Origin of the sequence: Neorhizobium vignae, assembly GCF_000732195.1 — a bacterium.
Classification (GTDB): domain Bacteria; phylum Pseudomonadota; class Alphaproteobacteria; order Rhizobiales; family Rhizobiaceae; genus Neorhizobium; species Neorhizobium vignae.
The window spans coordinates 139,181-161,444 of sequence record NZ_JNNU01000014.1; the positions used below are offsets into that span (position 1 = coordinate 139,181).

The window sequence follows — 22,264 nt, forward strand, 5'->3', positions numbered from 1 at the left end:
TTGAATGTCTTTAGGAGGTGCCGGTGGCCGATACGATCAGTTTTCTGAAGCCTCGCGAGGCGGTGCTGTCGCGCCGGGCGGCGATCATTGCCGACCTGACCGAGCTTCTGCCGCCCGAATGCCTGGTGCATGAGGCGCGCGAGCTGGTGCCGTTCGAAACCGACGCATTCGTCTCCTATCGCCGGCTGCCGCTTGCGGTTGCCCTGCCGAAGACCACGGCGCAGGTGGCCGCGGTGATGAAATACTGTCATCGCTATGGCATCCCGGTCGTGCCGCGCGGGGCCGGCACCTCGCTTTCCGGCGGCGCCATCCCGCAGGAGGATGCGGTCGTGCTCGGCTTGTCCAAGATGTCGCGCATCCTGGAAGTCGACTACGCCAACCGCACCGCCACCGTGCAGGCTGGGGTCACCAACCTCAACATCTCCGAAGCGGTCGGCATCGACGGCTTTTTCTATGCGCCGGATCCGAGCTCCCAGCTCGCCTGCACGATCGGCGGCAATATCGGCATGAATTCCGGCGGCGCCCACTGTCTGAAATACGGTGTCACCACCAACAACCTGCTCGGCGTGAAGATGGTGCTGGTCGATGGCACGGTGATCGAACTCGGTGGCAAACATCTGGATGCGGCGGGTTACGACCTGCTCGGCCTCGTCTGCGGCTCGGAAGGCCAGCTCGGCATCGTCACCGAGGCGGTGGTGCGGCTGATCGCCAAGCCGGAAGGTGCCCGCCCGGTCCTGTTCGGCTTCGATACGTCCGAACATGCGGGCGCCTGCGTCGCCGATATCATCGGCTCCGGCATCATTCCGGTTGCCATCGAATTCATGGACAAGCCGGCGATCGAGATCTGCGAGGCATTCGCCCATGCGGGTTATCCGCTCGATGTAGAAGCGCTGCTGATCGTCGAAGTCGAGGGTTCCGAGGCCGAAATGGACGCGATGCTGAAGGCGATCGTCGAGATCGCCGGCCGTCATGGCGTCAAGACCGTGCGCGAAAGCCAGTCGGCGACCGAGGCGGCGCTGATCTGGAAAGGCCGCAAGTCCGCCTTCGGCGCCACCGGCCGCATCGCCGACTATATCTGCATGGACGGCACGGTGCCGCTCGGCAAGCTCTCCTATGTTCTCAACAAGACCTCCGAGATCATCGATCGTTTCGGGCTCAGGGTCGCCAACGTCTTTCATGCCGGCGACGGCAACATGCATCCGCTGATCCTGTTCAACGCCAACGACCCCGAGGATGCTGCCAGGGCCGAGGAGGCGGGCAACGAGATCCTGAAACTCTGCGTCGATGCGGGCGGCTGCCTGACCGGCGAACACGGCGTCGGCATCGAGAAACGCGACCTGATGCGCCACCAGTATTCGGAGGCCGATCTCAACCAGCAGATGGCGGTGCGCTACGCTTTCGATGAAGGTTGGATACTCAACCCGTCCAAGGTCTTTCCGCTGGATGGACGGCCTGCCGCATGACGCTGATACCGAATTCCGAAACGGACGCCGCCTATATCATCCGGAATGCCGCCGGCGACGGCAAAAAGCTTTCGCTGTGCGGCGGCAATACCCGCGCCGGTTTCGGCAATTCCGCCGAGCCTGCCGAAATTATGAACTCGACCGGACTTTCCGGAATTGTCGACTACGAGCCGGCGGAAATGGTGATGACGGTCAAAGCCGGCACGCCGGTCGCCGAGATCGAGACGACGCTTGCGGCCAACCGGCAGATGATGGCCTTTGAGCCGATGGACCATCGCGGCGTCATGGGCACGCTCGGCGAACCGACGATCGGCGGCGTGTTTGCCGCCAATGTCTCCGGCCCGCGCCGTTTCGTCGCCGGTGCAGCCCGCGACAGCTTGCTCGGCATCCGGTTCATCAACGGCCGGGGCGAGGCGATCCGCGCCGGCGGCCGGGTGATGAAGAACGTCACCGGCCTCGATCTGGTCAAGCTTCTGGCCGGCTCGCACGGCACGCTCGGTTTCCTGACCGAGGTGACCTTCCGGGTGCTGCCGGTGCCGCAGACGGTGGAAACCATCGTCATCTCCGGCCTCGATGACGCCACTGCCGCAAAGGCGATGGCGGCGGCAATGGCGCTGCCGGTCGAGGTATCGGGCGCTGCCCACCTGCCGCAGACCGTCCGGTTCCGTTTTCTCGGCGGTGCATTGCCGAGCGGGGAGGCGACCGTCCTGCGCCTCGAAGGCCTTGCCGCGTCGGTTTCCGTGCGAGCCGAAAAACTCGCCGCCGTCATGGAGGCATTCGGTCCGGTCTCCCGGCTCGGCTTGGAGGAGAGCCAAACGCTCTGGCGCCAGATCCGTGATGTCTATCCCTATTCGGATGGAACGCTCAAACCCGTCTGGCGGGTCTCGATCGCCCCGTCTGCGGGCCACCAACTCGTCGCCGCCCTCCGGCTCGAAACCGGCGTCGATGCCTTTTACGACTGGCAGGGCGGATTGGTATGGATGCGCATGGAGGCAGACCCGGAAGCGGATTTGCTGCGCCGCTATATTCGCGCTCTCGGTGGCGGCCATGCGACGCTTCTGCGGGCATCGGATGCGGTGCGCGCCCAAACCCCGGCTTTCGAGCCGCTTCCGGACGCGGTGGCGGCACTTTCTGCCCGCGTCAAACAGAAGCTCGACCCGGCCGGCATTTTTTGCTCGGGCAAGATGGGCTACGCATCCCCGACAGCGGGAGGGATCCTTTAGTGCAAACCAACTTCACCCTCGCTCAGCTTGCCGACCCGCAGGTGGCCGAATCCGAGCAGATCCTCCGCCGTTGCGTCCATTGCGGCTTCTGCACCGCCACCTGTCCCACCTACGTGACCCTGGGCAACGAACTCGACAGCCCGCGCGGTCGCATCTACCTGATCAAGGACATGCTGGAAAACGGCAGGCCGGCGGATGAGGAAGTGGTCACCCATATCGACCGCTGTCTCTCCTGCCTTGCCTGTGTCACCACCTGTCCCTCCGGCGTCGACTACATGCATCTGGTCGACCATGCCCGCATCCATATCGAGAACACCTACCGCCGCCCGCTGGTCGACCGCCTGATCCGCAACTTGCTCGCGGCCGTGCTGCCCTATCCGGCCCGGTTTCGCGCCGCGCTCGGTTTCGCAAGACTCGGCCGCCCCTTCGCGCCGCTCCTCAAGCGTGTCCCTGTACTGAAGCCGCTCGGTGCCATGCTGGATCTCGCGCCGAAATCCGCCGCCAAGGTTTCCGACGCGGCAAACCCCGGTACTCGTGCGCCCGAGACTGAGAAGCGCGGCCGCGTTGCGATCCTGTCGGGCTGCGCCCAGCCGGTGCTCGATCCGGGCATCAACGAAGCCACGCTCCGGCTTCTCGCCCGGTTCGGCGTCGAAGTGGTGGTGCCCGAGGGCGAGGGTTGCTGTGGCGCTCTCGTTCATCATATGGGCCGTGAAGGGCAGGCGCTCGATTTTGCCCGCCGCAATGTCGATGTATGGACGCGCGAGATCGACAAGGGCGGCCTTGATGCGGTCATCATCACCGCGTCGGGCTGCGGCACGACGATCAAGGACTACGGCCACATGCTCCGCCTCGATCCGGCCTATGCGGACAAGGCGGCAAGGATCTCGAGCCTTGCCAAGGACATTACCGAATATCTCTCGACGCTCGATCTGCCGAGGCTGGAGCCGAAGCGGCTCAACGTCGCCTATCACTCCGCCTGTTCTATGCAGCACGGCCAGAAGATCACCATGGCACCCAAGAATCTCCTGAAGGCTGCGGGTTTTACTGTCCGCGATCCGGGGGAGGGGCATCTCTGCTGCGGTTCGGCCGGCACCTACAATATCCTGCAGCCGGAAATCTCGGACCAGTTGAAGGCCCGCAAGGTCAGGAATATCGAGGCCACCAAGGCGGACGTGATCGCCACCGGCAATATCGGCTGCATCACCCAGATCGCCTCCGGCACCGCGATCCCGATCCTGCACACGGTGGAGCTTCTGGATTGGGCTTATGGCGGCCCGAAGCCGGAAAAAATCCCGGCCGGATAAAATTCCGCTCAATAAAAAAGCCGGCGAAATCGCCGGCTTTTTTTCGTCAAAGGCCTGAAGCCTTAGAATTTGTAGGAAACGCCGAGGTTGATGGCGTGCGTCAGGATGTTGGTCTTCAGCGAAGCGCCGCTGTCGATATCCACATCCACGAACGAGTAGTTGCCCTTGTATTCGGCGAACATCGACCACTTTTCGGTGAGCTGGTACTTCACGCCGGCCTGGGCCTGGATCGTCGCGCCACCGAACTGATATTCGAAGGTGCGGCCGGAAGCGCGGGTCACTTCGACATGCGGCACGTTGATACCGACACCGGCGCCGACATAAGGCGTCCACTTGCTGCCTTCGATCGGGAACTTGTAGAGCGCGTTGAGCGTCAGCAGGTTCAGGCCATCGGTGAATTCGAAGACGCTCCAGCCGCCGGCCTTGACCATGGTTTCGTCGTCTGCATAGACCTTGGCGTGGGTGTAATCGAGCGAGACACCCCAGTTCGTGAGGGCGCCGCCGTCGAACCAGTAGGTGCCGCGGACGCCCCAGTAGGGCGGCATCGCGAAGGGCTTGGTATCCCAGCCGGCTGCGAAATCAGGTCCGTCCGAGACGTCGACGTCGGAGTGCGGAGCGAACTGGTAGCCGCCGTAACCGGAGATTTCGAATCCGCCGGTGTGAACCGGAGCCACATAGGCCTGGGTCGCTGGTGTCATGTCGGCCGCGTGAGCCGGAGCAATATAAGCAAGACCAGCGGTGAGAAGCGTGGAAGCGAAGGCGAAAGAAAGAATTTTGCGCATGAATCAGCCTGCAGGGAGGAACGTTGGCTTTTTTGATGACTCAATGTTTAGCGGCGGATGCATCGGCGGTCTGTGCTTTTTCTGCATCAGTCGCCGACGAAGCTAGGCGATTTATGGTTAACGAAGTCTAAACCCCTGAAAAGGGCAGCTTTTGCTGCCCTTTTTGACATTTGGGCGGGTGTCTCAGCCGCCGAAAATCGTGCCGAAAATATCGATGCCGCGGTCCTTGAAATCGACGTTCCCCTGCCGGTTGCCCGGGCCGATGACGATCACCTTCGTGCCGATGTCGGCGCGCGAATAGAGATGCTCGACATCCTTGTTCATCATGCGGATGCAGCCTGACGACATGTTGAGGCCGATCGTCCAGGGTTGGTTGGTGCCGTGGATGCGGAAGATCGTGTCGCGGCCGCCCTTGTAGAGATACATGGCACGGGCGCCGAGCGGGTTGTCGATGCCGCCTTCCTGCACGGCCGGCAGAATGCGACCGGCGCGGCGTTCGCGCACGCGCATCTCGGCCGGCGGCGTCCAGGAGGGCCACTCAGCCTTGCGGCCCACATTGACCACGCCCGACCAGCCGAACCCTTCGCGCCCGACGCCGATGCCGTAGCGGGTCGCCCGGTTGGGGCCTTCGATATAGTAGAGGAACTTGTTGTTGGTATCGACGATGATCGTGCCGGGTTTCTCGGTCGTCGAGAAGCGCACCACGCGGCGCTTGAATTGTTCGGGAACTTCCCGTGGCATCGCGACCAGTGTCACGTCGCCCGCTGGGCGTTCGATAGGCGCCGCCGCCGGGCTGATTGCGCTTGCATGTCCGGCTGTTAAGAAGATCGCGCCAGCCATTCCCACGGCCATCGCGAGGGTCTTGCCTGCCCCCATTCCCCCTGTCCTCATTCCCAAATCCTCTCCGCTCTGTTGAACGGCGAAGGCTAACCGACTCGGGCATCAAAGCAAGCCGGGATAGATGTAATAAAGAACATGTGATGGCAAAAAGGCGACGGTACTGTGTCTCCGCCGCCTCACCTTTGGCATTTACCGGCGTTACATGACGACGACTTTGGTGCCGATGTTCACCCGCTCATAGAGGTCGGTGACATCTTCGTTGCGCATCCGGATGCAGCCGGAAGAGACGGCGCTGCCGATCGACCAGGGGGCGTTGGTGCCGTGGATGCGGTAGAGCGTCGAGCCGAGATACATGGCGCGGGCGCCGAGCGGGTTTTCCGGTCCGCCTTCCATGCGGGCCGGCAGGTAATGTCCCTTGGCGGCTTCGCGCTGGATCATTTCGGAAGGCGGCGTCCAGTCCGGCCACTCGGCCTTGCGGGTCACCCGGTGTTCGCCTGCCCATTCGAAGCCCGGCTTGCCGACGCCGACGCCGTACCGCCGGGCCTGGCCATTGCCGGTGACCAGATAGAGGAAGCGGTTGTTGGTATCGATGACGATGGTGCCGGCCTTTTCCTTGCTGTCGTAGGCGACCGTCTGCGGCAGGAACTGCGGCTCGATCTGGCTGCGGATCGGCTGCGGCCGCATGGCGACCGGCTGCACGGGAGAGCGGTCGAAGATGCCGCGGCGCACCACCGGCTGCTGCTCGCGCTGCTGATAGATGGTGCGCTGCTGGGCGGCTTGGCGGGGATAGACGACCGGGCGACCGTTCGGCCCGGCGAGCTGCATCACCCACGGGGCGGCAAGATCGGGGCTGACGACCACGGGCGGGCGTTCGCGGTAGCGGTCCTGGCCAAGCGTGGCGGAACTGGAAAAGGCGGCAGCAAGGCCGAAGGCCAGGAAAAGGGTTTTCTTCATGATCGGATCCACACGTTACAAATCACCGACCGGACGCCCTTCAAGCACTGGATAACAGGCGTCGGTGTTGACGAACATGGTGACCGGGAGGTGAAAGCGAATGGTAAACGGGTGGAACATTGAAAGCAGGCGAGCCTATAAACCTTTTGGCAGGGTTACCGCCCGGTTTTGAAACATGGTTGACCGATGTTAAAGCCGGCGCAAAAGCCGTTAACCAAAGGGTTTGGGCCAAGGAGCAGGAATGGAAAAGGCGGGAATCATCGTCGGTGAGGACGGCAAGGGGCGTTGTGCCTGGCATGGCGGTCTCGAAGACTACCGGCGTTATCACGACGAGGAATGGGGCCGGCCGGTGACGGACGATATCCGGCTGTTCGAGAAGATCTGTCTCGAAGGTTTCCAGTCCGGCCTGTCCTGGCTGACGATCTTGAGGAAACGCGAGAATTTCCGCGCCGCCTTTGCCGGTTTCGATTTCGTCGAGGTCGCGCGGTTCGGCGAGGCGGATATCGCCCGCTGCCTGGCCGATGCGGGCATCATCCGCCATCGCGGCAAGATCGTCTCGACCATCAACAACGCCGCCCGCGCCATCGAACTCAGGCGCGAGTTCGGCTCGCTCGCCAAATTCTTCTGGAGCTTCGAGCCGGGCCCGCATCTGCGTCCGGCCGTGATGGATCTCGCCACGCTGAGGGCCAACCCCACCACGCCCGTCTCCGTACAATTGTCGAAAGTCCTGAAGAAGCGCGGCTGGACCTTCGTCGGACCGACCACCGTCTACGCCTTCATGCAGGCCATGGGCATGGTCAACGACCATCTCGACGGCTGCTTTTGCCGGCCTGACGTGGAAATCCTTCGGAGGGAATTCCGGAGACCATAGGTATATTATCAGAATAAAATTGATGAAAATCAATTATTATTCCGACGTTTCCTTGGAATTCATGTCTATTTTTGACGTTTGTCATAACTGTAAATTTAGTATGAAGGTGTTCATCCAAATTTAAAAGGATGTTTACCAATTTATAATTTGTTCTATCCAGAATCTGCAAAACGGTTTTGGTTGGGCTGAGTCATGATTGCATTGTTCAAGAAAAAAATCCCGGTTTACTCCGACAGTGTTGTTGAAGAGATGACCATGGAGGTTGCGGGGCCGGTTATTGAGAAGATGGTTCCTGCGCCAACTGATGAGACAGTTATGCCAGCTTATGAGGCGATGCGGGTCGTTCGATGTGACGCCGGACTGGGAAATCTCAGCGAGCGCGACTTTCTCTTTTCGGGCCGAAAAGCAAAGCTAGTCATGGCCTATGTCTCGCCTCATGTGGATTTCAATACGGTCGTTGCCGGCATTCGCCGCAAATGCGGCGATATTCCCTTGATCGCCACAACTACCTCAGGTGAACTTTGTGGCGATGCCGTGTTGAGTGGCGAGCCGCTCTATTGCGGGACCGAGGGGAGCTGGAACAATCTGGTGGTCCAGATCTTCAGTCCCGATTTGCTCGAGACCGTATCCGTTCATGCCGTCGGTCTTGCCAATGAGGATATCCGCGCCGGCCGGCCGTCTAAGTCGCACGACGCGCGGATAGGGGAGATCGTCAGGAATCTTTCCCGGGTCAATGTTCCGTTCGAAGTCTCCTCGCAGGATACATTGGCATTGACGTTGATAGACGGCCTGTCGGCCTCCGAGAATTATTTCATGGAAGCCGTCTACCGAAGCGATCGTTTCCCCTGCCTCTTCATCGGCGGATCGGCTGGTGGCAAGCTCGATTTTAAGAACACTTTCATCTATGACAACAATCGCACGCTTGAAAATCATGCTGTCGTCGTCTTCGTCAAGATAGCCAGCGGCACGCGTTTCGGTATCTTCAAGAGTCAGAATTTCGAACCCACCGGACGTTCTCTGGTCATCATCGAGGCGTCGGCGGAAACTCGGCAGGTCAAGGCTGCGGTCGACATAGCAACGGTCGAGATTCTCCCGATTGTCGATGCGTTGTGCAAGCTGATGAACTGTAAGCGGCATGAATTGTCCAAGAGACTCGAAGGTTATACTTTTGCGGTTCGCCTGAATGGCGAACTCTTCGTGCGTTCCGTCGCCGGGATCGACCTCGAAATGGGAGTCGTCAACTTCTACTGTGACATCAATCCCGGCGACGAACTGCATCTGGTCAAGGCCACCGATTTCGCCAGCCAGACACGTCGCGACATGGAGATATTCTTTCGGGGCAAACCCCGGCCGGTGGCGGGCATCCTCAATGACTGCATTCTGCGCCGGCTCGGCAATGCGAGGGAGTTGGATCGGCTTGCTGGCGCATGGGACATTCCGGTTGCGGGTTTCTCCACCTTCGGCGAACTCCTCGGCATCAACGTCAATCAGACGCTTACGGCGGTCGTTTTTTTCAGGGTCGAGGAGGGGCAGTCGTTCCATGATCCCTATGTCGATCAGTTCGCCATCCACTACGCGCGCTTCTGCCGCTATTTCACCGAAACCCAGCTGAACCGGCAGCAATTGATCAACCAGATCCGCAAGAAGGTGATTGGCAGGCTGACCGACTTCATCGAACGTTCGGCCATGCTGACCGGTCAGCTGGACCAGGTGGTCGGCCGCACCGACGACATGCGCCGCAACGTCGAAACGATGCAGGGAGACATGGAACAGCGTATTCGAGGCGTTTCCCGTGTCGATCAGCAAGGGGTTCTGGAGGAGGAATTCCGGAAGGTCGCGGTCATGATGCAACGGCTGAACGATATCGTCAGTGTCATCGACAAGATCACGATGCAGACCAACCTCCTCTCGCTCAACGCCACCATCGAGGCGGCGCGTGCCGGTGAAGCCGGGAGGGCCTTCGCGATCGTTGCCAACGAGGTCCGCAACCTCGCTACCAGCACGAAGCAGACCTTGGACACCAGCCGGGAATCCCTGTCTCAGGTGGAGGAGTCGATGAAACTTCTCGGCCACCATATCGCGGTTTCCGAAGAAAAGCTGGGTCATGCGGAGGTAGGTTACGGCGAAATATTTGGCCAGCTCAGTGCGCTCTTTTCCTCCTTCTCCAAGATCAATGAGGTCATGGTGGAGGTTGAGCGGATGTCGCAGAACCAGAAGTCGATGATGGGACAGGTCGAGACCGATATGGAACGGCTGCGGCGTATCGATGCCTGACCAAAGCTTAGCGTAACCGGTTCAGTAGTTCGGGCAGTTCTCCCAAATGGGTGATCTCGTGGAAACGAGGGACCGCCGCCGGCTTTTCAACATTTTCCAGCACCCAGGTCAGCGCATGCGGCACGAACACGCCGTAGCTCCCGGCCGCGATCGCCGGCACGATGTCCGATTTCAGCGAATTGCCGACCATCATCGCCCGTTCAGGTCCGTCGGCGACCTTCGAGAAGATGCGGCGATAGGTGGTGGCGTTCTTCTCGCTGACGATCTCGACCGCATCGAAGAAATCGCCGAGGCCCGACTGGGCGAGCTTGCGCTCCTGGTCGAACAGGTCGCCCTTGGTGATCAGCACCAGCAGATATTCGCCGTTCAAGGCTTCCAGCGTTTCCTCCACATGCGGGAGGGTCTCGACCGGATGGCGCAAAAGGTCGCGGCCGATATCGAGGATCTCGCCGATCGTCCTGGTCGGGACCTTGCCGTCGGTGATCTCGATCGCCGTCTCGATCATCGACAGGGTGAAACCCTTGATGCCGAAACCGTAATGGGAAAGATTGCGCTTTTCCGCTTCCAGCAGCCGCTCGGATATATGAGCGCCCTCGGCGAACTCGCCGAGCAGCTTGGCGAAGTGTTCCTCCGTCAGCCGGTAATACTGTTCGTTCTGCCAGAGCGTATCGTCGGCATCGAAGCCGATGGCGGTAATCGGGCGCATGGATCTGCCTCCATCCGCTGATATGGCGAAAAACAGGGCGCCGGGCAAGATGAAAGCCTGCCCGGAACCATACCGATCACGGAGACTTTTTACTTGCCGTGCGCCTTCAACCAGGCCCGCATGTCGGCGATTTCCGCCTCCTGGGCCTTGATGACGGCTTCAGCGAGCTTGCGGATTTCCGGATCCTTGCCATGCGCAAGCTCGACCTTGGCCATGTCGATTGCGCCCTGGTGATGCGGGATCATGCTGCGCACGAAATCCGCATCCGTATCACCGGAATACTGGATCGCCATGTCCTTGTGCATCCTGGCGTTCGCATCTTCGAATGCCTTGGTGGAGGGGCTGCCGCCCGCCGGCATGCTCATCTTGGAATGATCCATTCCCTTCATCTCCTGCGCGGCGAGCGGGCCGGCGATGAGGGCGGAGAGGGCGGCTGTCATGAGAATGATTTTAGCAGACATAGGTTTTCCTTTTCCGTGTCCGACAGAGTTTTGACGATGACGTGAGCCGAATTTCCGTCAGGCGCGGGGAGGGGGCGTCAGCGGCGCGGTTGCCGGAGAGACCAGTGCCTGCTCGATGGCCGGCGAGGGATAGGCATAGGCAGACCGGCCATTGTCGCCGATCGCCAGTTCCGGCAGCAGCGTCAGGCAGGCGGCGCAGAAGGGCGTGACGCAGGTCTTGCTGCCATGCGGGCAGGGCTGCTGCGACGACCCATGGGAATGCGAGGCCTTCACTGTTTCCGTCATCTTGCCATGGTCGTGATGCTCCGAGCGATCCTGCATGACCTGCGGGCTATGCTCGGCCGGCGCCGGTACATAGGGCATGCCAACGACCGGCATGGCTCCGTAAAGGAGCCAGGCGAAGAACATCATGATGGCGGCAAGGCGTGGCATGGCTCTGTATCTACGGTCGTCGGCGCGGAAATCAACCGCGGGAACATCACAAGGCGATGACATCGTGGACCGCCTGATAATCCTTGCTGAGTTCGCCATAAGGCGCGACCGGCCAGGTCCACGCCCGTTTCGCCGCCGGCGCCGGCACGCCGCAGAGAAGGTCGGCCTCTTCGAGCACCTGCCCGCCACGATCGGTAACGCGATAGGCCGTGTCGGTGATCAGGGCCGTCTTGCACGGCAGTGCGGCGAGACCGTCGAGATGCGCGCGGATCAACCGCTGCAAGATCTCGTCACGCGCGGGATCATTTTCGGCTTCCAGCCGGCGCTTCGATCCCACCCCGATCTGCGACAGGATATTGGCCGAGACGACGAGATCGAGATACGGCACCTGCCGCAGGAACGACAGCGGCTCGACCACCTTGGCCGCGGCCGCGTCGTCGAAACCGGAAAGATCCCGCGAAATCAGCCGGACATTCCGGAAGCGTTTCGCTTTCAGCCGCATCCGCACGCTCGCCAGATGCACGAGATCGACCAGCACCACCGTATCGAATTTTGCCGCCAGATCATCGATCGGCACGTCCCGCAGCAGGCCCGAGCCGAGCACGACCACGGTGCGCCGCTGCTTCATTCCGGCGACCGTCTCGCGGATGAACGCCTTGCAGTTCTCCTCATGTGCCGCCCAACCCTTCGCGCACCGCCCGGCCCGCGACCAGAGGCTGACGGACGAACGGATGAAGGGACGGAATTGCTTCGGCGTGACCAGGGAGGTCGCGGCGTATTGGAGAGCTTCGGTGATCATGGGTTAGCGATAAACCTCTCGGCGATGGCCGATCTCGATCACCAGCACGACAAGTCGCTGGTCCCGGATATCGCAGATGATGCGGTAGTCGCCCACGCGGTAACGCCAGTATCCGCCGAGGGCGTGTCCCTTCAGCGCATCGCCCAGCTCTCTGGGGTTTTCGTGAGCCGCGAGACGTTCTTCAAGAGAGGAAATGATGCGCGCAGCGTCCCGGTTTGGGAGGCGGCCCAATTGCTTTTCCGCGCTCGCCCGAAGCTCAATCGTCCAAGCCAAGGCGAATCTTCACTTCTTCCAGAGTATAGGTTCGCTCGCCGTTGCGAATGCGTTCCATGGCGGCTTCGGCGAGCGCGATGTCGTGAAGGTCTTCGAGATGCTGTTCGAGGACGTCCTTCATGTAGGTGTCCGGTTCGGCGCCGGCTTGCGCCGCATATTCGGCAATGAGCCTGTGCATCTCTTCCGGCATTTCGATCGTGACGCGCTTGTTCATGGCCGTTGCCCTTTCATCGTCACAATATATAGCATCGCGCCTGCGTCTTCACCAGCCGCCGCCCTTGCCGCTCCGGCCTCTATCCTCTAAGAAACCGCACACAAATCCGGCCTCTCAGGGGGCCAACGGCAACGGAATTCCGATCATGAACGACAAAAGCAAAAAGCCTCAGAAACTCAAGGCCCGCCTGCCGCGCGGCTTCGTTGATCGTTCCGCCGCCGATATCCATGCCACCAATGAGATGACCGCGAAGATCCGCGAGGTGTATGAGCGCTACGGTTTCGACCCCGTCGAGACGCCGCTGTTCGAATATACCGATGCGCTCGGGAAATTCCTGCCCGACAGCGACCGCCCGAACGAGGGCGTCTTTTCGCTGCAGGACGACGACGACCAGTGGATGAGCCTGCGCTACGACCTGACGGCGCCGCTCGCCCGCCATGTGGCGGAGAATTTCAACGAAATCCAGCTGCCGTTCCGCACCTATCGCGCCGGTTATGTCTTCCGCAACGAGAAGCCGGGTCCAGGCCGTTTCCGCCAGTTCATGCAGTTCGACGCCGATACGGTCGGCGCGCCGGGCGTCCAGGCGGATGCCGAAATGTGCATGATGATGGCCGACACGATGGAAGCGCTCGGCATCAAGCGCGGCGACTATGTGATCCGCGTCAACAACCGCAAGGTTCTGGATGGCGTCATGGAGGCGATTGGCCTCGGCGGCGACGACAAGGGCGGCCAGCGGCTGAACGTGTTACGGGCCATCGACAAGCTCGACAAGTTCGGCCCCGAAGGCGTCAGGTTGTTGCTTGGTGCCGGCCGCAAGGATGAATCCGGCGACTTCACCAAGGGCGCGGGCCTCGGCGAAGAGCAAATCGAAAAGGTGCTCTTCTTCGTTGGTATCAAGAACTACGCCGAAAGTGCCGCCGAGCTTGGCGAACTTGTCGCCCGCACGGCGCAGGGCAGCGAAGGCGTCGACGAACTGAACACGATCGGCGCGCTTGCTGTTAGCGCCGGTTACGGCCCGGATCGCATCAAGATCGATCCGTCCGTCGTCCGCGGCCTCGAATATTACACCGGCCCGGTCTTCGAAGCCGAACTGCTCTTCGACGTCACCAACGAAAAGGGTGAAAAGGTCGTCTTCGGTTCCGTCGGCGGCGGCGGGCGTTATGATGGCCTCGTGTCGCGCTTCATGGGCCAGCCGGTTCCGGCCACCGGATTCTCGATCGGTGTCTCGCGCCTCATGACCGCGCTGAAGAACCTTGGCAAGCTCGGCCAGGACGAGGTGATCGCCCCGGTTCTGATCACCGTCATGGATGGCGATGTCGAGAGCATGGGCCGCTACCAGCGCTTCACCCAGGCGCTGCGCAACGAAGGCATCCGCGCCGAGATGTACCAGGGCAACTGGAAGAAATTCGGCAACCAGCTGAAATATGCCGACCGTCGCGGCTGCCCGATCGCCATCATCCAGGGCGGCGACGAGCGGGCGCAGGGCGTCGTGCAGCTGAAGGACCTGATCGAGGGCAAGCGGTTGTCGGGCGAGATCGAGGACAATGCGAGCTGGCGCGAAGCGCGCGTGGCGCAGGATACCGTTCCCGAGGCAGATCTGGTCGCCAAGGTGAAGGAAATCCTGGCGGCCCAGGCGGAGGATCGGAAAAGGGCGGGCAATGCGTAGGCTCCACCCCCCTCTGTCCTGCCGGACATCTCCCCCACAAAGGGGGAGATCGGCTGGGCTCGTGCTCACCATTCCCTATCTGACGTTGCGTCCTTCGCAGTGTTCCTTCGGGCGCCTCGGTCGTGCCGCTTGTGATCTCCCCACCCGTGGGGGAGATGCCCGGCAGGGCAGAGGGGGGCTTCGTGGCACAGTGGGAGCAATCCCATGCCCCTGATCGACATGCCCGACTTCGCCACCGACCTCCTCGCTGAATTCGCCGCCCGCCGCACCGAGCGTGTCAACACGCCGGTCATCCAGCCCGCCGAACCCTTCCTCGACATGGCCGGCGAGGATCTGCGCCGTCGTATCTTCCTCACCGAAAGCGAGACCGGCGCCAATCTCTGCCTGCGGCCGGAATTCACCATTCCCGTCTGCCTGCGCCACATCGAAACCGCAACCGGCACGCCAAAGCGGTATTCCTATCTCGGCGAAGTGTTCCGCCAGCGCCGTGAGGGTTCCCACGAATTCTACCAGGCCGGCATCGAGGATCTCGGCGACAAGGATATCGCCAGTTCCGACGCCCGCGCCATCGGTGATGCGACCGGCATCCTGAAAGCCTTGCTGCCCGGTCGCAAGCTCGCGCTCACGCTCGGCGACCAGGCAGTGTTCGAGGCGGTGGTCAACGCGCTCGGCCTGCCGTTCGGCTGGCAGCGGCGGCTGATCCACGCCTTTGGCGACATGACCCATCTCGAAGCGCTGCTGGAGCGGCTAGCACGGCCTCAGCCGGTCACTGGCCTTGATCCGCAGATCGCCGAACTGATCGCCTCGGATAACGAGGCGGATCTCGTCGCCCGCATCGACCGCACCATGCAGGAAACCGGTTATTCCACCAATGCCAGCCGTTCGCCGACCGAGATCGCGAGAAGGCTCAAGGAAATGCTGGAACTGGCCGAAACCCGGCTCGACGGCACGGCGCTGTTGCTGTTGCGCGAATTCCTGACGCTGCAATTGCCGCTCGCCGAAGCGCCTGCGGCTTTGGCCGGTTTTGCCGATGCCGCCGGCCTGAAGCTCGGCGCGGCGGTTTCCCGCTTCGATGCCCGGCTCGCAGCGCTCGCCAATGCCGGCGCCGATCTCTCGGCCATGACCTACCGCGCCGCTTTCGGCCGTCCGCTCGACTATTATACCGGCCTCGTTTTCGAAGTGACCGAGGCGGGCTCGTCTGCCGTGCTTGCCGGCGGCGGCCGCTTCGACCGGCTGCTGACCCTGCTCGGCGCCAAGGAACACATTCCGGCTGTCGGTTTCTCGCTCTGGCTCGACCGGATCGAAGGCGCGAGGGCAAAACAATGAGCACGATCACCATCGCTCTGCCTTCCAAGGGCCGCATCAAGGAAGATACCGCCGCGGTCTTCGAGCGCGCCGGACTTGCCATTTCCGCCGTCGGCAACGACCGCTCCTATCGCGGTCGCATCGAGGGGATAGACGGCGTCGAGATCGCTTATCTCTCGGCCTCCGAGATTGCCCGCGAGCTTGCGAGCGGCGCCGTCGACTTCGGCGTCACCGGCGAGGATCTGGTACGCGAAGGCATGGCCGGCGCCGACGGACGGGTGGAATTCTGCGCCCGTCTCGGCTTCGGCCAGGCGGATGTGGTGGTCGCCGTGCCGGAAATCTGGCTCGATGTGGAAACCATGGCCGATCTCGGCGACGTGGCGGCGGATTTTCGCGCCCGCCACGGCCGGCGGCTGGCCATCGCCACCAAATACTGGCGGCTCACCCAGCAGTTCTTTTCGAGCCAGCACGGTATCCAGCTCTACCGCATCGTCGAAAGCCTCGGCGCCACCGAAGGCGCGCCGGCTGCCGGCCAGGCGGATATCATCGTCGATATCACCTCGACGGGGTCGACGCTCAGGGCCAACCACCTGAAGATCCTCTCGGATGGTGTGATCCTGAAATCCGAGGCCTGCCTGGTCAGGGCCCGCAAGCCGGCTCACGAGCAGGATCTGCGGATCGCCAGGATCGTGGAGGCAGTCCGCGCCGCGCTCTGAGTTTTGAGGAGGAGGAAGCACGATGCACGTGACCGGTCGATGCCATTGCGGCTATGTGACCTATGAGGCCGAACTCGACCCGAAGCGGATCAGTATCTGCCATTGCACCGATTGCCAGACGCTCAGTGGTTCGCCGTTTCGCGTCACCGCCGTCGTCCCGGAAAGCGATCTGAAGCTCACCGGACATGAGCCAAAGCTCTATCGCAAGGTGGCCGAGAGCGGCCGCGTCCGCCAGCAATATTTCTGCCCCGAATGCGGCTCGCCGCTTTTCGTCAATGGCGAGGGTGAGGCGGCCAGGATCTGGGGTATCCGCTGGGGCAGTATCGACCAGCGGGCGGAGTTGAAGCCGCAGCGCCAGATATGGTGTCGTTCGGCCGTTTCCTGGCTGCCCGAAATGAGCGAACTGCCGACCGTCCAGACCGACTGAGAGCAAAAAAATACCCGCCGGACTTTTCATCCGGCGGGCAGTCTTGGGCAGGGAATTTCGAAAGCTTAGGCAGCGATTGCGACAGAACCGCGGCGGGCATCGACAGAAAATGCACCGGCGCCGACGGCGGCAAGAGCGAGGAACCCACCGGCAATCGTCAGGTTCTTCATCATCATCAGGCTGTTAAAGAGCGTCAGCAGACCATTGGCGGCTTCCGGGAAGTTCGGGACGTTGATGGCGCCGGAATGGAAGACGAACGCGGTGAAAACCGAGAAGGCGGCCAGCAACAGCGCTGCGATGCGCGTCTGGAAGCCGGTCAGCACGGCAAGGCCGGTGACCAGTTCGAACAGGCCCGCGACATAGGCGAGCAGCATGCCAGCCGGAAGGCCGGCTCCGGTGATCATGCCGGCGGTGCCGGCGGGATCGACGAGCTTCTGGAAACCGGACATGACGAACATGCCGGAAAGGAGGACGCGGCCGACGAGAAGCAGGGAATTGGTAGAAGTGGTGGACATTTCAGATCTCCGGATCGGTGTCCCTGGTTGGACACGTGGGTTAAATTCTCTGGGAGCTATGTGCATCATTTTATCTGTATCCGGAAGATGAACGATGATTGACGCTTTGTTCGACAAAAGGAGACAATCCTCGGTGCGCCTGATGCTGCGCCGCCTTCTCCTCCAGAGGCAGAGAACTCCACAGACGCTCCTCTTGCTGAACGCAACCTTCAGGGAAGGTTCATCGTTTCTCCTTCACCATGCGATCATTGCCGATGACAAGGAGTCCCTTATGAAGAAGATCATCATCACCGCGCTCGCCCTTCTGGTCGCATCAGCCGTTCCGAGCCTTGCCCAGACCTACCGCAGCGAGGCGCGGGAAAACCGCCAGGAATACCGCATCTATCGCGGCACGGCCCGGGGTGAGCTGACGCCGCGCGAATTGCGCAACCTCGCCCGTCAGCAACATCGCATCGACAGGGCGCAGTCCCGTGCCGGCCGTGACGGTTACATTTCCTATAGGGAGCGTCAGCGGATCGAGCGCATGCAGGACCGCGCTTCGCGCAACATCTACCGCAAGAGCAATAACGGCCGCGATATCTACTGATGGCGGCTATAGAGCCTGGGTCACGGGGCGGCTTTCGGGCCGCCCTTTGCATGTAAGGGAGACGGCCTGAAACGCCGATTGCATCCGCATTTCCGCTGCTGGCCACAATCTTGACTGGACGGCGGATCAGATCTCCTCGATCCGGCGCGCGTCTTCCGGCAGGACCGAAAGTTCGCGCCAGTCGATCTCCTCGAGCAGCAGATTGTATTCGTCGACATTGACCTTGTGCACCGAGCGAAGCTTCTCCAGCTCTTCCCGCTGGGCGGCAATCGCCGTCAGGGCGAGCCGCCGGTAGGTATCGAGCGAGTTGGCGTCCTCGATGCGGGAAGCGGCCAGCTGCTCGATGCGGAACTTGGAGCGCAGCAGTTCCGCCTCCGTCTCGGTCGCGCCGTCGAGCCTCGAAAGGCCGGCGAGGGCGATCTTGCCGCGCAGGACGGCGAGTTCGCCATGCCCCTCGGCACGGCGGTCGAGGCCGAGCCAGCGGATGATGGGCGTGAGCGTCAGTCCCTGGACTACGAGGGTCGCAAGAACCACCGAAAATGCAGTCAGCACCACCACGTCGCGTTGCGGAAAGTCCATCGGCAGGGCAAAGGCGGTCGCAAGCGTCACCAGGCCGCGCATGCCGCACCAGCCCGCCAGCAACGCCTGCGTCATCGTTGCGGGCTCGGGTCTGCCGCGGCTGCGCTCATGCCAGGCGTTGAGGCGATTGTAGCCGATGCAGACGATAAAGCGGACCGCGACGACGATCACGATGGTCATCAGCGAAAACTGCGCGGCATCCCAAAGATGGTCCGCCGGCATCCCGCCGACGATGTCGCGAACCTGCATGCCCATCAGCAGGAAGGCCATGACGTTGAGCACGAAGACGACAGCGGTCCAGACCGCATAGGATTGTACCCGCATGCGGGCCGAGGAGCGCGCTTCGCTGCTTCTCGCGAGCGTCATCGCGAAGGCGACGATGGCGAGCACTGCCGACAGGCCGAGGCGTTCTGCGACGATCCAGAGAAGGAACGTCTGTACGAACTGCAGGAGGATGCCGCCGAGCGTGCCGGCGACGAAGCGCGTGAGATGCCGGACCACCCACGCAGCCAGGATGCCGAGCAGGATGCCGCCCGGGACCGCGACGGAAAGATGCAAGGCGACGCCCGTGTCGAGGCTGCCGGCCGATTGCACCGAAAGCGCCGCATCGAAGATCAGCAGCGCCGCTGCGTCGTTGAACAGGCTCTCGCCCCGAAGGACCGTATCGGTGGTGCGCGGGATCGACATCGACGACAGCACCGCCGTCGCCGCTGCGGCATCGGGGGGAGCGACGATCGCACCGAGCACCAGCGCCGCTGCAATCGGCAACCCGGCAAAAGCCCATCCCGCAAAGGCGACGACGGCCGCTGTCGCACATACGCCGCCGATCGCAAAGACCAGCAGCGGCACCCAGAAACGGCGGGCGATCCCGATCGGGAAATCGAAGGCGGCGTCGAGCAGCGCCGGCGCGATGAACAGCGCAAGCGCGGTGTGCGGGTCGAGCGAGATATAGGGCATGCCCGGCACCAGCGCGACCGCGGCACCCGCAAGCGCCAGCATCGACGGATAGGGCACGGAAAGCCGGCGCGAAATCTGCAGAAGCACGATCGCGACAAGCAGCAGGACGAGCAGGCTCTCGAAGAAACTCATGGCTCGACTGTAATTGCCGATGACGCCCTTGTCAGCCGTGGGTTTGTGCAATTCGTTCCGGAGATCTGCGTGACGTCTGCCTCGCATTCCGCCCGGATCGACCGCACCGCCGCGCTTGACATATCCTCGGAGATTTCCGTACCTGGACATGCGCCTCCTCGGAAACCGAGAGGTTTTGCATCAAGCCATGGCCATCAGCTCATAGAGGTCCCAATGCGCCGAGTCCCTTCTCACGAAAATCACGTTCGAAATTCTGAGAAGTTGAGAGTTCATGCGCACTTTGAATCTTGGCATCCTCGCCCATGTGGATGCAGGCAAGACTAGCCTTACGGAAAGACTCCTTTTTAACGCCGGTGTGATCGACAAGCTGGGCAGCGTCGATACCGGCAATACGCAGACGGATAGCCTCGAGCTCGAGCGCCAGCGCGGTATCACCATCCGGGCCGCGGTCGTCTCCTTCACGATTGGCGATACGGTCGTCAACCTCGTCGATACGCCCGGCCATCCCGATTTTATCGCCGAGGTGGAGCGGGTGCTTGGATTACTGGACGCGGCGGTCGTCGTCGTCTCGGCGGTCGAGGGAGTGCAGGCGCAAACGCGCATATTGGTGCGGGCGTTGCAGCGCCTAGCCGTGCCGTTCCTGTTCTTCATCAACAAGGTCGATCGCTTGGGCGCCCAATATGACCTGGTGCTGGCGGATATCGCTCGCCAGTCGCCGGTTCGGCCGATCGCCATGTCGGCCGTCATCAATCCCGGCAGCAAACTCGTACAGGTGGAGCCACTTGATCTGCTCACCGAACCGCTCTTCACCATGCTGAGCGAAACGCTGGCGGAAAATGACGACGTACTGCTAGGCGACTATGTCACAGCACCCGATCGCCTGACCGCCGAAAGGCTGGGAAAGGCTTTGGCCGAACAGGTCTCCAGGGGTTTGGTGCACCCCGCATTCGCAGGAGCCGCGATGACCGGCGTCGGCTTGCCGACGCTGACATCGGCCATCGCCACGCTGCTGCCCGGCCGCAACCTCGACCCCGATGGCCCGATCGCTGGGAAGATCTTCAAGATCGAGCGCGGCTGGGGCGGCGAAAAGCTTTCCTACATGTATCTGGCATCCGGCAGGATCCAGCTCCGGCAATCCCTGGATCTGCCCAAGGGTCCGGCAAGGGTGACCGGAATCCAGGTATTCGAGGCCGGCGGGGTTCATCCGGTCACCACCCTCCGCGCCGGGCAGATCGCGCGGGTCAGCGGCCTCGCCGGCGCCCGGATTGGGGATGCGGTGGGAGACGATCCGCTTTCCGGCGGCCGGTCCCACTTTGCTCCGCCGACGCTCGAAACCCGTGTGTTGGCCAGGCGTCCTTCCGACAATGCGGCACTCTGGCTGGCGCTCAACCAGTTGGCCGAACAGGATCCGCTGATCAACCTGCGCCGCAATGAAGACGCCAACGAAGTCTTCATGTCGCTTTATGGCGAGGTACAGAAGGAGGTTATCCAATCGACCCTGCTGGCGGATTTCGGTATCGAGGCAATGTTCGAGGAGAGCACAGTCATCTGCGTGGAAAGGCTGGTCGGAACCGGTGCAGGCCTCGAGATCATCTTCAAGGAGCCCAATCCCTTCATGGCGACAATCGGGCTGCGCGTCGAACCGCGAACGGAAGGGGCGGGCAACAGCTTCGCGTTGGAGGTGGATATCGGTCAAATGCCCGCAAGCTTCTATCGGTCGGTCGAGGACACCGTAGCCGAAACGCTGAAACAAGGCCCTTTCGGCTGGCAGATCATCGATTGCCACGTCGCGATGACGGCGGCCCGGCACAGTTCACCCGTCAGCACGGCTGCCGATTTCCGGCAGTTGACACCGCTGGTGCTGGCGGCCGCTCTGTCGGCGGCTCAAACTTTCGTCTGTGAGCCGATCGACCGCTTTTACCTCGAAGCGCCTGCCGTCGCTTTGAACGGCCTGCACACCCTGCTTGCGAAATCCGGCGCGACGGTCACGGATTCCGTGATCACCAACGGTGTCGCCCGGCTGGAAGGCACGATAGCATCCACGATGACCCAGGGCGTCGCGCAACAATTGCCGGGGCTGACAAGCGGCATGGGGACGATGGAATATTCCTTCGATCACTATGCTCGAATGACTGATCCGCCGCGTTCGCGCCGCCACTCAGGCGTCGATCCGTTCAATGCCACCGAATATCTGCTCCGTGTGCGCTGAGCCCTCGCCGGAATAGCCGCAAAATCACCGACAAACAAAAAGGGCGGTCCGAGGACCGCCCTTTCCGAACTGAACCGGTTGGCTCAGATGTGAGACCCGAAGGTCTTACATCATGTCCATGCCGCCCATTCCGCCCATGCCGCCCGGCATGCCGCCGCCAGCAGCTTCCTTCTTCGGAAGTTCGGCGATCATGGCTTCGGTGGTGATCAGCAGCGAAGCAACCGAAGCTGCGTTCTGCAGGGCCGTGCGAACGACCTTGAGCGGATCGACGATGCCCATGGTGATCATGTCGCCATATTCAGACGTCTGGGCGTTGTAGCCGTAGTTGTCTTCGTTCTTTTCGAGGATCTTGCCGACCACGATCGAAGCTTCGTCACCAGCGTTTTCAGCGATCTGACGAACCAGCGACTGAAGAGCGCGGCGAACGATGTTGATGCCGGCTTCCTGGTCGTCGTTGGCACCCTTTGCAGCGATCTTCGTGGAAGAACGCAGCAGGGCAACGCCGCCGCCCGGTACGATGCCTTCCTGAACGGCAGCGCGCGTCGCGTTGAGAGCGTCGTCGATGCGGTCCTTCTT

Annotated in this window: 23 protein-coding genes; 11 read left to right on the forward strand and 12 right to left on the reverse strand. The window is 61.9% G+C overall.

Annotated features, from left to right (window positions below; genetic code table 11):
* Positions 1-23: 23 nt before the first annotated feature.
* From GQ59_RS22825 to glcF, 3 genes are read left to right on the forward strand one after another with little or no spacing between them, the layout of a single operon-like run.
* Complete coding sequence (locus tag GQ59_RS22825) at positions 24-1,463, forward strand: FAD-linked oxidase C-terminal domain-containing protein (RefSeq protein ID WP_037085460.1); 1,440 nt, start codon at positions 24-26, stop codon at positions 1,461-1,463.
* On the forward strand, positions 1,460-2,686 hold the full coding sequence (locus GQ59_RS22830) for an FAD-binding protein (RefSeq protein WP_037085463.1): 1,227 nt from the start codon (positions 1,460-1,462) through the stop codon (positions 2,684-2,686). Before GQ59_RS22825 ends, GQ59_RS22830 begins: the two co-directional genes overlap by 4 nt.
* Complete coding sequence (gene glcF, locus GQ59_RS22835) at positions 2,686-3,990, forward strand: glycolate oxidase subunit GlcF (protein WP_037085466.1); 1,305 nt, start codon at positions 2,686-2,688, stop codon at positions 3,988-3,990. Before GQ59_RS22830 ends, glcF begins: the two co-directional genes overlap by 1 nt.
* A gap of 62 nt (positions 3,991-4,052) precedes the next feature.
* Here glcF and GQ59_RS22840 read toward each other — a convergent pair whose 3' ends face one another.
* From GQ59_RS22840 to GQ59_RS22850, 3 genes are all read right to left on the reverse strand, one after another.
* Positions 4,053-4,772: an outer membrane protein gene (locus tag GQ59_RS22840; RefSeq protein ID WP_037085469.1), complete on the reverse strand. Its 720-nt coding sequence runs from the start codon at positions 4,770-4,772 to the stop codon at positions 4,053-4,055.
* A gap of 183 nt (positions 4,773-4,955) precedes the next feature.
* Positions 4,956-5,663 (reverse strand): L,D-transpeptidase, encoded by a 708-nt coding sequence (locus GQ59_RS22845; RefSeq protein ID WP_432762605.1) that lies wholly within the window; start codon positions 5,661-5,663, stop codon positions 4,956-4,958.
* Between the two features lie 147 nt (positions 5,664-5,810).
* Positions 5,811-6,569, reverse strand: coding sequence for a L,D-transpeptidase (locus GQ59_RS22850; RefSeq protein ID WP_152564429.1), 759 nt, complete (start codon positions 6,567-6,569; stop codon positions 5,811-5,813).
* A 238-nt stretch (positions 6,570-6,807) separates the two neighbouring features.
* Between GQ59_RS22850 and GQ59_RS22855 the strand changes: the two genes are divergently transcribed.
* Positions 6,808-7,437, forward strand: a complete 630-nt coding sequence (locus GQ59_RS22855) for a DNA-3-methyladenine glycosylase I (protein ID WP_037085478.1) — start codon at positions 6,808-6,810, stop codon at positions 7,435-7,437.
* 192 nt (positions 7,438-7,629) lie between these two features.
* Positions 7,630-9,711, forward strand: coding sequence for an FIST N-terminal domain-containing protein (locus GQ59_RS22860; RefSeq protein ID WP_084683263.1), 2,082 nt, complete (start codon positions 7,630-7,632; stop codon positions 9,709-9,711).
* 7 nt (positions 9,712-9,718) lie between these two features.
* Here the strand turns inward: GQ59_RS22860 and GQ59_RS22865 are convergent, their stop codons facing one another.
* From GQ59_RS22865 to relB, 6 genes are all read right to left on the reverse strand, one after another.
* Positions 9,719-10,417, reverse strand: a complete 699-nt coding sequence (locus GQ59_RS22865) for an HAD family hydrolase (RefSeq protein ID WP_037085484.1) — start codon at positions 10,415-10,417, stop codon at positions 9,719-9,721.
* Between the two features lie 89 nt (positions 10,418-10,506).
* On the reverse strand, positions 10,507-10,878 hold the full coding sequence (gene copM, locus GQ59_RS22870; RefSeq protein WP_037085487.1) for a CopM family metallochaperone: 372 nt from the start codon (positions 10,876-10,878) through the stop codon (positions 10,507-10,509).
* Positions 10,879-10,935: 57 nt separating this feature from the next.
* Positions 10,936-11,310, reverse strand: coding sequence for a hypothetical protein (locus tag GQ59_RS22875; RefSeq protein WP_037085490.1), 375 nt, complete (start codon positions 11,308-11,310; stop codon positions 10,936-10,938).
* A gap of 46 nt (positions 11,311-11,356) precedes the next feature.
* Positions 11,357-12,109, reverse strand: coding sequence for a hypothetical protein (locus tag GQ59_RS22880; protein ID WP_037085493.1), 753 nt, complete (start codon positions 12,107-12,109; stop codon positions 11,357-11,359).
* A gap of 3 nt (positions 12,110-12,112) precedes the next feature.
* Positions 12,113-12,382, reverse strand: a complete 270-nt coding sequence (locus GQ59_RS22885) for a type II toxin-antitoxin system RelE family toxin (protein ID WP_037085496.1) — start codon at positions 12,380-12,382, stop codon at positions 12,113-12,115.
* Positions 12,366-12,596: a type II toxin-antitoxin system RelB family antitoxin gene (relB, locus tag GQ59_RS22890; protein ID WP_037085499.1), complete on the reverse strand. Its 231-nt coding sequence runs from the start codon at positions 12,594-12,596 to the stop codon at positions 12,366-12,368. Before relB ends, GQ59_RS22885 begins: the two co-directional genes overlap by 17 nt.
* A gap of 145 nt (positions 12,597-12,741) precedes the next feature.
* Here relB and hisS point away from each other — a divergent pair, with 145 nt between their 5' ends.
* The 4 genes from hisS (at position 12,742) to GQ59_RS22910 (ending at position 16,710) form a co-directional block, all read left to right on the forward strand.
* Positions 12,742-14,262, forward strand: a complete 1,521-nt coding sequence (gene hisS / locus GQ59_RS22895) for a histidine--tRNA ligase (protein WP_037085502.1) — start codon at positions 12,742-12,744, stop codon at positions 14,260-14,262.
* 204 nt (positions 14,263-14,466) lie between these two features.
* Entirely contained in the window at positions 14,467-15,588 is a 1,122-nt protein-coding gene (locus GQ59_RS22900) for an ATP phosphoribosyltransferase regulatory subunit (RefSeq protein ID WP_037085505.1), read from the forward strand.
* Complete coding sequence (gene hisG, locus GQ59_RS22905; RefSeq protein WP_037085508.1) at positions 15,585-16,283, forward strand: ATP phosphoribosyltransferase; 699 nt, start codon at positions 15,585-15,587, stop codon at positions 16,281-16,283. The genes GQ59_RS22900 and hisG overlap by 4 nt, the downstream gene beginning before the upstream one ends.
* Positions 16,284-16,305: 22 nt before the next feature.
* The gene (locus GQ59_RS22910) at positions 16,306-16,710 is read left to right on the forward strand and encodes a GFA family protein (protein ID WP_037085509.1); all 405 of its coding nucleotides are present in this window, start codon (positions 16,306-16,308) and stop codon (positions 16,708-16,710) included.
* Positions 16,711-16,775: 65 nt separating this feature from the next.
* Here GQ59_RS22910 and GQ59_RS22915 read toward each other — a convergent pair whose 3' ends face one another.
* Positions 16,776-17,225 carry a DoxX family protein gene (locus GQ59_RS22915; RefSeq protein WP_037085512.1) on the reverse strand — a complete coding sequence of 150 codons (450 nt, stop codon included), beginning with the start codon at positions 17,223-17,225 and terminating at the stop codon, positions 16,776-16,778.
* Between the two features lie 271 nt (positions 17,226-17,496).
* Between GQ59_RS22915 and GQ59_RS32070 the strand changes: the two genes are divergently transcribed.
* Positions 17,497-17,811: a hypothetical protein gene (locus GQ59_RS32070; protein WP_052758986.1), complete on the forward strand. Its 315-nt coding sequence runs from the start codon at positions 17,497-17,499 to the stop codon at positions 17,809-17,811.
* 126 nt (positions 17,812-17,937) lie between these two features.
* Here the strand turns inward: GQ59_RS32070 and GQ59_RS22925 are convergent, their stop codons facing one another.
* A complete protein-coding gene (locus GQ59_RS22925; protein ID WP_244448027.1) occupies positions 17,938-19,530 on the reverse strand; it encodes a cation:proton antiporter in 1,593 nt (530 codons plus the stop codon).
* Positions 19,531-19,750: 220 nt separating this feature from the next.
* Here GQ59_RS22925 and GQ59_RS22930 point away from each other — a divergent pair, with 220 nt between their 5' ends.
* Positions 19,751-21,688, forward strand: a complete 1,938-nt coding sequence (locus tag GQ59_RS22930) for an elongation factor G (protein ID WP_037085515.1) — start codon at positions 19,751-19,753, stop codon at positions 21,686-21,688.
* Between the two features lie 105 nt (positions 21,689-21,793).
* Here the strand turns inward: GQ59_RS22930 and GQ59_RS22935 are convergent.
* Positions 21,794-22,264 (reverse strand): TCP-1/cpn60 chaperonin family protein (locus tag GQ59_RS22935; RefSeq protein WP_037085518.1); only part of this gene is annotated, 471 nt, incomplete at its 5' end.

Excerpts from the sequence above, each read along its gene's own strand:
- GQ59_RS22830 (WP_037085463.1), top strand. The coding sequence starts at position 1,460 with ATGACGCTGATACCGAATTCCGAAACGGACGCCGCCTATATCATCCGG.
- GQ59_RS22840 (WP_037085469.1), bottom strand. The coding sequence starts at position 4,772 with ATGCGCAAAATTCTTTCTTTCGCCTTCGCTTCCACGCTTCTCACCGCT.
- GQ59_RS22845 (WP_432762605.1), bottom strand. The coding sequence starts at position 5,663 with ATGAGGACAGGGGGAATGGGGGCAGGCAAGACCCTCGCGATGGCCGTG.
- GQ59_RS22855 (WP_037085478.1), top strand. The coding sequence starts at position 6,808 with ATGGAAAAGGCGGGAATCATCGTCGGTGAGGACGGCAAGGGGCGTTGT.
- GQ59_RS22860 (WP_084683263.1), top strand. The coding sequence starts at position 7,630 with ATGATTGCATTGTTCAAGAAAAAAATCCCGGTTTACTCCGACAGTGTT.
- GQ59_RS22865 (WP_037085484.1), bottom strand. The coding sequence starts at position 10,417 with ATGCGCCCGATTACCGCCATCGGCTTCGATGCCGACGATACGCTCTGG.
- copM (WP_037085487.1), bottom strand. The coding sequence starts at position 10,878 with ATGTCTGCTAAAATCATTCTCATGACAGCCGCCCTCTCCGCCCTCATC.
- GQ59_RS22875 (WP_037085490.1), bottom strand. The coding sequence starts at position 11,310 with ATGCCACGCCTTGCCGCCATCATGATGTTCTTCGCCTGGCTCCTTTAC.
- GQ59_RS22880 (WP_037085493.1), bottom strand. The coding sequence starts at position 12,109 with ATGATCACCGAAGCTCTCCAATACGCCGCGACCTCCCTGGTCACGCCG.
- relB (WP_037085499.1), bottom strand. The coding sequence starts at position 12,596 with ATGAACAAGCGCGTCACGATCGAAATGCCGGAAGAGATGCACAGGCTC.
- hisS (WP_037085502.1), top strand. The coding sequence starts at position 12,742 with ATGAACGACAAAAGCAAAAAGCCTCAGAAACTCAAGGCCCGCCTGCCG.
- GQ59_RS22900 (WP_037085505.1), top strand. The coding sequence starts at position 14,467 with ATGCCCCTGATCGACATGCCCGACTTCGCCACCGACCTCCTCGCTGAA.
- hisG (WP_037085508.1), top strand. The coding sequence starts at position 15,585 with ATGAGCACGATCACCATCGCTCTGCCTTCCAAGGGCCGCATCAAGGAA.
- GQ59_RS22910 (WP_037085509.1), top strand. The coding sequence starts at position 16,306 with ATGCACGTGACCGGTCGATGCCATTGCGGCTATGTGACCTATGAGGCC.
- GQ59_RS22915 (WP_037085512.1), bottom strand. The coding sequence starts at position 17,225 with ATGTCCACCACTTCTACCAATTCCCTGCTTCTCGTCGGCCGCGTCCTC.
- GQ59_RS32070 (WP_052758986.1), top strand. The coding sequence starts at position 17,497 with ATGAAGAAGATCATCATCACCGCGCTCGCCCTTCTGGTCGCATCAGCC.
- GQ59_RS22930 (WP_037085515.1), top strand. The coding sequence starts at position 19,751 with ATGCGCACTTTGAATCTTGGCATCCTCGCCCATGTGGATGCAGGCAAG.